9 protein-coding genes are annotated in these 7,918 nt (G+C 51.7%); 6 read left to right on the top strand and 3 right to left on the bottom strand.

What is annotated here, in order from left to right:
• Positions 1-414 (top strand): hypothetical protein (locus FQ608_RS26905; protein WP_199856488.1); only part of this gene is annotated, 414 nt, incomplete at its 5' end.
• Positions 415-423: 9 nt separating this feature from the next.
• Positions 424-768: a hypothetical protein gene (locus FQ608_RS26900; protein WP_158861613.1), complete on the top strand. Its 345-nt coding sequence runs from the start codon at positions 424-426 to the stop codon at positions 766-768.
• Between the two features lie 35 nt (positions 769-803).
• On the opposite strand, the gene FQ608_RS26895 is transcribed toward FQ608_RS26900, so the two are convergent.
• The 3 genes from FQ608_RS26895 to FQ608_RS26885 are packed head-to-tail and all read right to left on the bottom strand — an operon-like array spanning position 804 to position 1,722.
• Positions 804-1,139, bottom strand: coding sequence for a type II toxin-antitoxin system RelE family toxin (locus FQ608_RS26895; protein WP_158861612.1), 336 nt, complete (start codon positions 1,137-1,139; stop codon positions 804-806).
• Complete coding sequence (locus tag FQ608_RS26890) at positions 1,129-1,338, bottom strand: hypothetical protein (RefSeq protein ID WP_158861611.1); 210 nt, start codon at positions 1,336-1,338, stop codon at positions 1,129-1,131. Before FQ608_RS26890 ends, FQ608_RS26895 begins: the two co-directional genes overlap by 11 nt.
• Positions 1,339-1,350: 12 nt before the next feature.
• Positions 1,351-1,722 (bottom strand): helix-turn-helix domain-containing protein, encoded by a 372-nt coding sequence (locus FQ608_RS26885; RefSeq protein ID WP_158861610.1) that lies wholly within the window; start codon positions 1,720-1,722, stop codon positions 1,351-1,353.
• A gap of 147 nt (positions 1,723-1,869) precedes the next feature.
• Here FQ608_RS26885 and FQ608_RS26880 point away from each other — a divergent pair, with 147 nt between their 5' ends.
• The 4 genes from FQ608_RS26880 (at position 1,870) to FQ608_RS26865 (ending at position 7,697) form a co-directional block, all read left to right on the top strand.
• On the top strand, positions 1,870-4,659 hold the full coding sequence (locus FQ608_RS26880; RefSeq protein ID WP_158861609.1) for a CHC2 zinc finger domain-containing protein: 2,790 nt from the start codon (positions 1,870-1,872) through the stop codon (positions 4,657-4,659).
• An 80-nt stretch (positions 4,660-4,739) separates the two neighbouring features.
• Positions 4,740-5,630: a tyrosine-type recombinase/integrase gene (locus tag FQ608_RS26875; protein ID WP_158861608.1), complete on the top strand. Its 891-nt coding sequence runs from the start codon at positions 4,740-4,742 to the stop codon at positions 5,628-5,630.
• Positions 5,631-5,678: 48 nt separating this feature from the next.
• On the top strand, positions 5,679-6,542 hold the full coding sequence (locus tag FQ608_RS26870; protein ID WP_158861607.1) for a tyrosine-type recombinase/integrase: 864 nt from the start codon (positions 5,679-5,681) through the stop codon (positions 6,540-6,542).
• A 78-nt stretch (positions 6,543-6,620) separates the two neighbouring features.
• Positions 6,621-7,697: a Fic family protein gene (locus tag FQ608_RS26865; RefSeq protein WP_158861606.1), complete on the top strand. Its 1,077-nt coding sequence runs from the start codon at positions 6,621-6,623 to the stop codon at positions 7,695-7,697.
• Positions 7,698-7,918 lie beyond the last annotated feature (221 nt).

Here is a 7,918-nt window from a genome sequence, read left to right as displayed (position 1 = left end):
ATGGGGGGGCTGGAATCAAGTTTGGCGTCAGGCATAGCGGGTTCCTTCGCGAGAAACTCGTCAGCCATTCTCAGGTCCAGTTCGGTTGGATCCGGTGCTGTAGAGAATGCTGCTAAGGCGAGTACTTCGTTAGGGGAAGGTCGTACAGGCGTTAAACAATGGCTTCAAAATGCAGGGAACTTAGAAAGAGCCGAATTAACCCAAAATATTGAATCTGTTGGGTTTAAAAGAATGAGTCCTACAAGCTCACCTGTAAGCGTTTTTGAGAGAGGCGGAATGAGAATTAGATTAGACCCGCCTCAATCAGGCACACCCTTCAACCATATGCACTTGGAGTACGGAGGAAATAGTTATGATACTTTTTTGAGTCCTGTTCATTATAAGAGTCCCGCGGCTCATATTCCAATCCGATAACTAATGATTATGAAAAACAAATTAGCTTATTCGTTTGATGACGAACCCGTAAGTAAGTTTTGTTGCGATTTAGATAATAATAAAATTGAAATTTATTTCAAAGGGTACTTTGACTTGATAGAAGATAAGTATATAGAAAAATCCTGTGTTTGGTCTATAGAAAATTGGAAAGAAGCGAAAAGTAGGATAGGAGATGATACAAAACTTTACGATTTAACTAAAAGCGTTGGCATTTTTAGTTTGATATTGTATATGAAATACAGTGAAGACGATGTTTTAGAAATGCTTGTCAATACTGTTGATAATAGGTATATCACTATTTTTTTAAAAGAACCTATTTTGAAGTTATTATAATATCAAAGCCACCGAAAGGTGGCTTTTGTGTTGCTTTAAACATCCAATTCCAAGCTTTCGATCATCTCTTTGAGTTCGTTGGGTTTTAGGCCGGCTTTTTCGCCCTTGTCGTAAACGGTAAGGAGATAAACCGTTTCGGTTTCAATGTACAGATAGGTAATTACCCTTGCCCCGCCTCTTTTGCCCTTGCCTTTTGAAGCAACGGCGAGGCGGATTTTGTAGCAGCTGTTGCCTATAAATGTTCCTGCTTCGGGGTTTTCCGAAATGTCGGCTATCAGTGCCGCAAATTCAGTTTTCAGCGAGGGGAATTTTTTGGCCAGCCGCTTGAGCTCTTTCTCAAAACGGTGGGTGGGGAGAATGCTATAGCTCATCCAAAAGCTCCCGGGCGGTTTTCAGTTTGATCTTCCCCTGCTTGTGCAGGCGTACCTGCCCGGCCGCCTCCCTGAGGTCGTCCCAAAGCCCGGCGGCGGCGGCGGACATGGGTTTTGCCTTTTTCACGAAGGAAAGGCTTTTTAGGACCCTCATCCCGAAAGCAGCCTGTTCATCGGGGATTTCGACTATTACTTTCATATTGCGTTTTTTTTAGACGGCTATGTTCATTGCGTTGTTCAGCGCCTCCCTGAGGCGTTTGTTGGCAATCGCGGTGTCGATCATGTTGCAGATGGAGTTCTTCTGCGTTTCGTCCAGTTCTTCGAGCAGCCGGACTTTTTGCAGAAGGGGTTCGTTCACGCTGTTTACCTCCGTGCCACCCCTTTCTCTGCCGGCTTCAAAAAAACCGACCACGTCGGTCTCCAGAACGGCGGCAATCCGCTGCAGAATGTTCATCGTGGGGTCACTTTTGCCTGTTTCTATGCGGTTGTACTGCACCCTGTTCATGGAGAGCCTGTCGGCCACCTCCTGTTGGGAAAGCCCTTTTTCCTTCCTGATCTTTTTTATCCGCTCTGCGATATCCATACTGTGAGATACTTTAAATGACACCGTGAAGTTACAAAAAAGGATGTAAACCTCAATATGTAAAAATTAAGTGTAAAATATATGTAACAAATAAGTTTCTTTTTGTAGTTTTAGGGTGTAAAAAAATTGTAACACCTTTTTTTCACCATGGAGATACAGGAAATCAAGGAGCGGCTCACGCTCAAAGAGGTGCTTGCCCACTACGGGCTGAAACCCGACAAGCAACTGAGGCTAAACTGTCCGTTCCATCCGGACAAGACCCCGTCCCTGCAGGTGTACTACAAGACCCACACCTGTTATTGCTTCTCCGGCAACTGCCCGACGCACGGGAAAAGCCTGGACGTGATCGACTTCATTATGCACAAGGAGAACTGCGCCAAAAGAGACGCGATACTGAAAGCCAAAGAACTCATAGACGGCACTGCTTCCCCGGCTGAGCTGCTGACAAGGACGGCGGTACTTACCAAAATGTTCACCTACTACAGGAACGCGGTGCACAACAGCCCGCCTGCGCGGGAGTACATCGAAAGCAGGTCACTGGACTTCACCAGGCTGGAAATAGGCTACAACACCGGGCAGTTCCACCACGGCAGCCGGAAGGAGGAGGCGCTGATAGAAGCTTGCGTGAAAGCCGGCCTGCTCTCACCGTCCGGCAGCAACACCCGCACGGGCGGCCAGGCGTACAAACCCTTCGCCAAAGGCTGTATCTGCTTCGCCCTGCGGAACCGTTCCGGGCAGATTGGCGGCCTGTACTTCCGCAGTACCACCGACAATAAGGACCAACGGCACTTTTACCTAAAGGACAGGTCGGGGCTTTACCCGGGATATCCCAATCCTGAAATCCAAAAGCTGATACTGACCGAAAGCGTCATAGACGCTGCCAGCCTTTTACAACAGGAGTTCATTGCCAAAGAGTACGGGATCCTGGCACTGTACGGAACCAACGGGCTAACCGGAGAACACACCGAAGCTATCAAAGCCCTGGCCAAACTCGATGAGATCATATTTTTCCTCAACGGGGATGAACCGGGCAGGAAGGCGGTAACCAAACACGCCGGAACCCTCAGGGTCCTGAATCCGGAACTGGCATTAAGCACGGTAAACGTCCCGGACGGGGAAGACGTGAACAGTCTGCTGCAGTCGCATGAACCGGGCATATTCACCCATTTGCTGGAGGAACGGACCTTTCTTCCCCGAAATAATCGGGATGTTCCATTTTCACCTGAAAACAGTTCAGTTGAAAGAGAAAAAGAGCGGAGCCCGTCCCGGTCTCCAGGGGCCCAAGAAGCTTACCCCCTCCCTGATCAGCAGGCCGGAGAAGTTCCCGCAGTGGGAGGGGCCGGACTGGACACCCGCAACCCCCACAGACTCACCTATACCGCAAAGACAGCCCATTACGCCATCCTGGGCGGTATTGGCAGGACACCGGACAGTATGAAAGTGACTTTGCAGGTGGAACACCCGGAGACCGGGCGCAAGAGCCGCAACAAGGCCGACCTGTATGAGGACAAACAGGTAGAGCGCCTGTGCGGGGAGGTGGGCGAAAAGCTGAACCTTGGAAAAGGCGTTTTGGAAGAGGACATTTACCGCCTGACGGATTTACTGGATGAATACCGGGAAACTTTATTGAACGCCGCCACTGAGAAAAGGGATAGCCCGCAGCCCATACCACTGACGGCCAAGGAACGGCAGGAGGTCGAGGCGTTTGCCAGACAGCCGAATCTCATCGGGCGGATAGGCGGACTGCTCGGAAAGACAGGCATAGTAGGGGAAGACCACAACCGCATTTTTTTGTTTTTGATCGCCTTCAGCCACAAACTTCCGGAAACCCTTCACGCCCTGATACAGGGATCCACCGGGAGCGGAAAGACAAGGCTGATGCGGCAGGTCAGCGACTGCATGCCGGCCGAAAGCGTGGACCGCTTTACCCGGATCAGCGACAAGGCCCTGTACAACTTCCCGGAAACCTACTTTGTGAACCACCTGCTCTGCCTGGAGGACATGGACGGCCTCTCCGAGGAAGCCGAATACTCGGCCCGGGAGCTGATCAGCGGCGGGGAGCTCCGCAGCGCCGTGTCGGTCAAGAACGAAAACGGCCAGATCAGCGAAGGGCAGCGGATAGTCAGGGGCCCGGTGGCCAGCCTCTCCTGCACTACCAAAGGCGAGGTATACGAAGACAACATGAGCCGGGTGTTTTTGATAGCCGTGGACGAGAGCCCGGAACAGACACAGCGGATTATTGAGTACCAGAACCAAAAAGCGGCCGGTATCATCGACCGGAAAAAAGAGCAGGAAACAAAGCGGTTTTTACAGAACCTGGCACGCATCCTAAAGCCTTATGAAGTGGTCAACCCCTTTGCCGGAAAGATCACCCTGCCCAGGGAAGCCCACAAGATCCGGAGACTGAACGAACTGTTCCAGGGTTTTATCAAGATCATTGCCGTGGTGAACCAGTACCGGCGGAAGAAGGACGGGCAGGGAAGACTGGCAGCCACCGCCGGGGACATCGCCACGGCCATAGAGATCATGTTCGAGAGCATCGTGCTGAAAGTGGACGAGTTGGACGGGCCGCTCAGGCAGTTTTACGAATCCCTGAAAGCCTTTATTGAAAAGAAGGGCAAAGATTACGAGTTCAACCGTTTTGACGCGATGCAGGCCAGTGGGCTGAAGAAAAGCCAGTTGCAGGTTTATTTAAACAGGCTGATAGAACTGGAATACATCCGGCAGTATGGTTTTGCAAACCGGGGCTATAAATACAGGATCAGCCACTGGGACGACTACACCGCACTGAGGGCCAGGATAAAATCCCACCTGACAGAACAACTGGAAGTGGTCAAAAACAAAGAAGACGGGTTGGCTTCCGGTATCGGCCGGACGCCAGACCGGAAGCCGGAAGTACCGGTACGAAATCAGGGAACCCTTGAAAACAGGCAGTAAACGGAATAAAAAGGACACCGTGCGTCCTGGCTTCCGGTTTCCGGTAAAGTTGTGCAAGCCCCTTTAGAAAATATAGCGTTATGACACTTACCCATGACCATACAATCAGGGAATTTAGAAGCTACCTGCAGCAGTTGGGTTACGGCAAAAGCAGTGTTCGAATGCTCCCGGACTGCGTAAAATCCTTTCTGGATCACAACAATATAACCGACATCAAAGGAGTCAGCCAGGAACAGATCAGGGCTTTTTACGGATGGCTGCGGCAAAGACCGCACAAGCGGAGGGAAGGGGCACTGAGCGAACAGTACATCAACCACCATATCTACGCCCTGAGAGTCTTTTTTGGCTGGCTGGAACAAACCGGGCAGATTGCCGCCAACCCCATCAGCACGATGAAGTTCAAAAGCCCCGTGCCCAACCGCAGGGAACCGTTCACACAAAGCGAGCTCAAAGCCCTGTTCCATGCCTGCGAGACCCCCCAAGAAACCGCCCTGCTGCACCTGTTTTACAGTTGCGGACTCAGGAGAACGGAAGCCGTAAGGCTGAATACAAGGGACATCCATTTTAGGCAACAGATCCTTTACGTGCGGGAAGGCAAGGGGGCAAAACGCAGGGCCGTGCCCATGACGGTAAAAGTAAGCGAAGAACTGGAAGCCTACTACCTGGAAGCCCGCCTGCCGCCAGGCATGGAGCGCCCACAGCCGAAGACCAATGATCAGGAAGCCTTTATGCTGAACAGGGCCGGAACCCGGATGGGCGGGGACAGCTACAACCGCAGGCTCAAGGAGATCGCGGCCAGGACGGACATCGGGCGGGAGGTCAGTCTTCACTACCTGCGGCACTCGGTCGCCACGCACCTGCTGGAAAACGGCCTGACGGTGGAACATGTCCGGGACTTTTTGGGCCACAGGCATTTGGAGGCCACCCAGATATACGTGAAGGTGAACCAAAACCAGATCGGGAAACTATGACTTTACCGGAAACCGCCTGCGGTTTGCGAAATCCTTTAAAAATCAATTATGACACTTGAGCAATACCTGCGGGAACACTACACCCCGAAAACGGCGGCATCCTACGGGCGGGAAATACAAGCCTACCTGCTGAACTGCCCACAGGCACCCAAGGCCCTTCACGGGGACATCACGAACTATATTGGGGCTTTGCGCAAACGCTACGGCAACCCGGCCACACTCAACCGGATTCTTTGCGGCATCAAGGTGTATTACGATTGGCTGCACGCATCCGGAGAACGCGGGGACAACCCCGCAAAGTCGATCAGGTTACGGGACAAACAACCAAGGGACATCCAATTACAGGATTTATTTACAACGGAAGAACTGGAAAAGCTGCTGGACCGGAAAGAGCGGTACACCTTACTGGCGTACCGGAACCGGGTACTGGTGGGCCTTTTGGTTTACCAGGGGCTTTTGCCGTCCGAACTGGAGAACCTGAAAACCACCGACGTGGACCTGGACAGGGGAACGGTATACATCAGGGGGACGAGCAAAACCAACAGCCGGGAATTACAGCTGAAACCCAAACAGATCATGCTTTTTCACGAGTACCTCAACCGGGCCAGGCCGAAACTCCTAAAGGACAATGAAAGTGACGGGCTGCTGATCGGAAGCCGTCAGAACCGGGTAACCGCGGAAGACATCACCAAGCATGTAAAGAGGAGCTTCAAGGGACTTTACGCCCCGAGGAAGGTCAACTGCCTGACCATAAGGCAAAGCGTAATCACCAACCTTTTGAAGGCGGGGAACGACCTGAGGATCGTCCAGGTGTTCGCAGGGCACAAATACCCGTCCGCCACGGAGAAATACAGACAGACACAGGTTGAGGAACTGAAACGGCAGATACAGAGACACCATCCGCTGGGGTGAATGAAGTTTTATGGGAATTAAGTTGAATAAACCAAGCCAACCCCCTTACATTTGTAATTGGGTAAAAATGGATACAAAATGGATATATCCAAAAAAATGGATCAAAAACTGGACTTTGAAAGTCCCGTGCACCGGAAGATCAACCGGCTTTTGGGCGTGATAGATACGTTCAAAGGTTCGTGGAAGGTGCTGGAACAGACCAAAAGCGGTTACCTGAAGGAACTGCGCAAGATCGCCACCATTGAAAGCACCGGATCGTCCACCCGGATCGAAGGGGCGACGCTGACGGATGAAGAAGTGGAAAAGCTGTTGCGGTCGGTAAAGATCAGCAAGCTGGAAAAGCGGGAGGAGCAGGAGGTGGTGGGCTATTATGAAGCCCTTGAGATCATTTTGGAAAACCACGGGGAAATCCCCCTTACCCAAAACTACATCCACCAGCTGCACGGTATTCTGTTGAAGCACAGCGGGAAAGACCAGACCCACAAGGGCCGGTTCAAGAACCTGTCCAACCAGGTGGTGGCCAACTATCCGGACGGAACGCAAAGAACCATTTTCAGGACCACGGAACCGCACCTGACAGCCAGTGAAATGGAAGCCCTGCTTTTCTGGACAGACGGACGCCTTAGGGAGCAGGACCTGCACCCCTTACTGACCGTGTCCGCCTTTGTTTACGAGTTCCTTTCCATCCACCCGTACCAGGACGGCAACGGCCGCCTGTCCAGGCTTGTGACCACCCTGCTGCTGCTGAAGCTGGGATACGGTTTTGTCCAGTACGTTTCCTTCGAACACGTGGTGGAAAGCAAAAAGGAAGCCTACTACAGGGCCTTGATGGACGGGCAGAAAAACCGCTACAGCGAGGAGGAGCGCATCGGCGGGTGGGTGCTGTTTTTCCTGGAAAGCCTTGTGGAACTGACCAAACGCCTGGAGACCAAATACGATACCTACAGCAGGCTGAAAATTGTTTTGAACGAAAGGCAGCGGCGGATTGTGGCCTATGTAAAGGCGGAGGAAACCGCACAGATCAGCGGGATAGAGAACAGTATGGAAAATTACTCCCGGAACACGATCAAGAAAGACCTGGCTTATCTGGTAAACGAAGGTATTTTACTGAAAACGGGGGCGGGCCGGGGAGTGCGTTACCACATCAAGAAATAAGCGGGTTCGGGATTCGTCCCCGAAATGACACTTGGTGTGACGACAACTTCATCCGGCAAAAAGCAAGTCCGCGCACACCTTCTTTTTTTTCAACTGAAAATCTTTTCAACTGAAAGAAAAAAACTATCTTTATGGCTGTCCGCGGGGGCGAAACGTTCTTTAAAAGTTGTGGAAGGGGAGTTGGGAAAAATCTGAAAATCTTGTGCGGGTACGTACCGATA

This window comes from Lunatibacter salilacus, assembly GCF_009797935.1.
GTDB lineage: Bacteria > Bacteroidota > Bacteroidia > Cytophagales > Cyclobacteriaceae > Lunatibacter > Lunatibacter salilacus.
The sequence above is the reverse complement of the archived record's forward strand: the minus strand, read 5'-3'. Positions and strand labels throughout refer to the sequence as shown.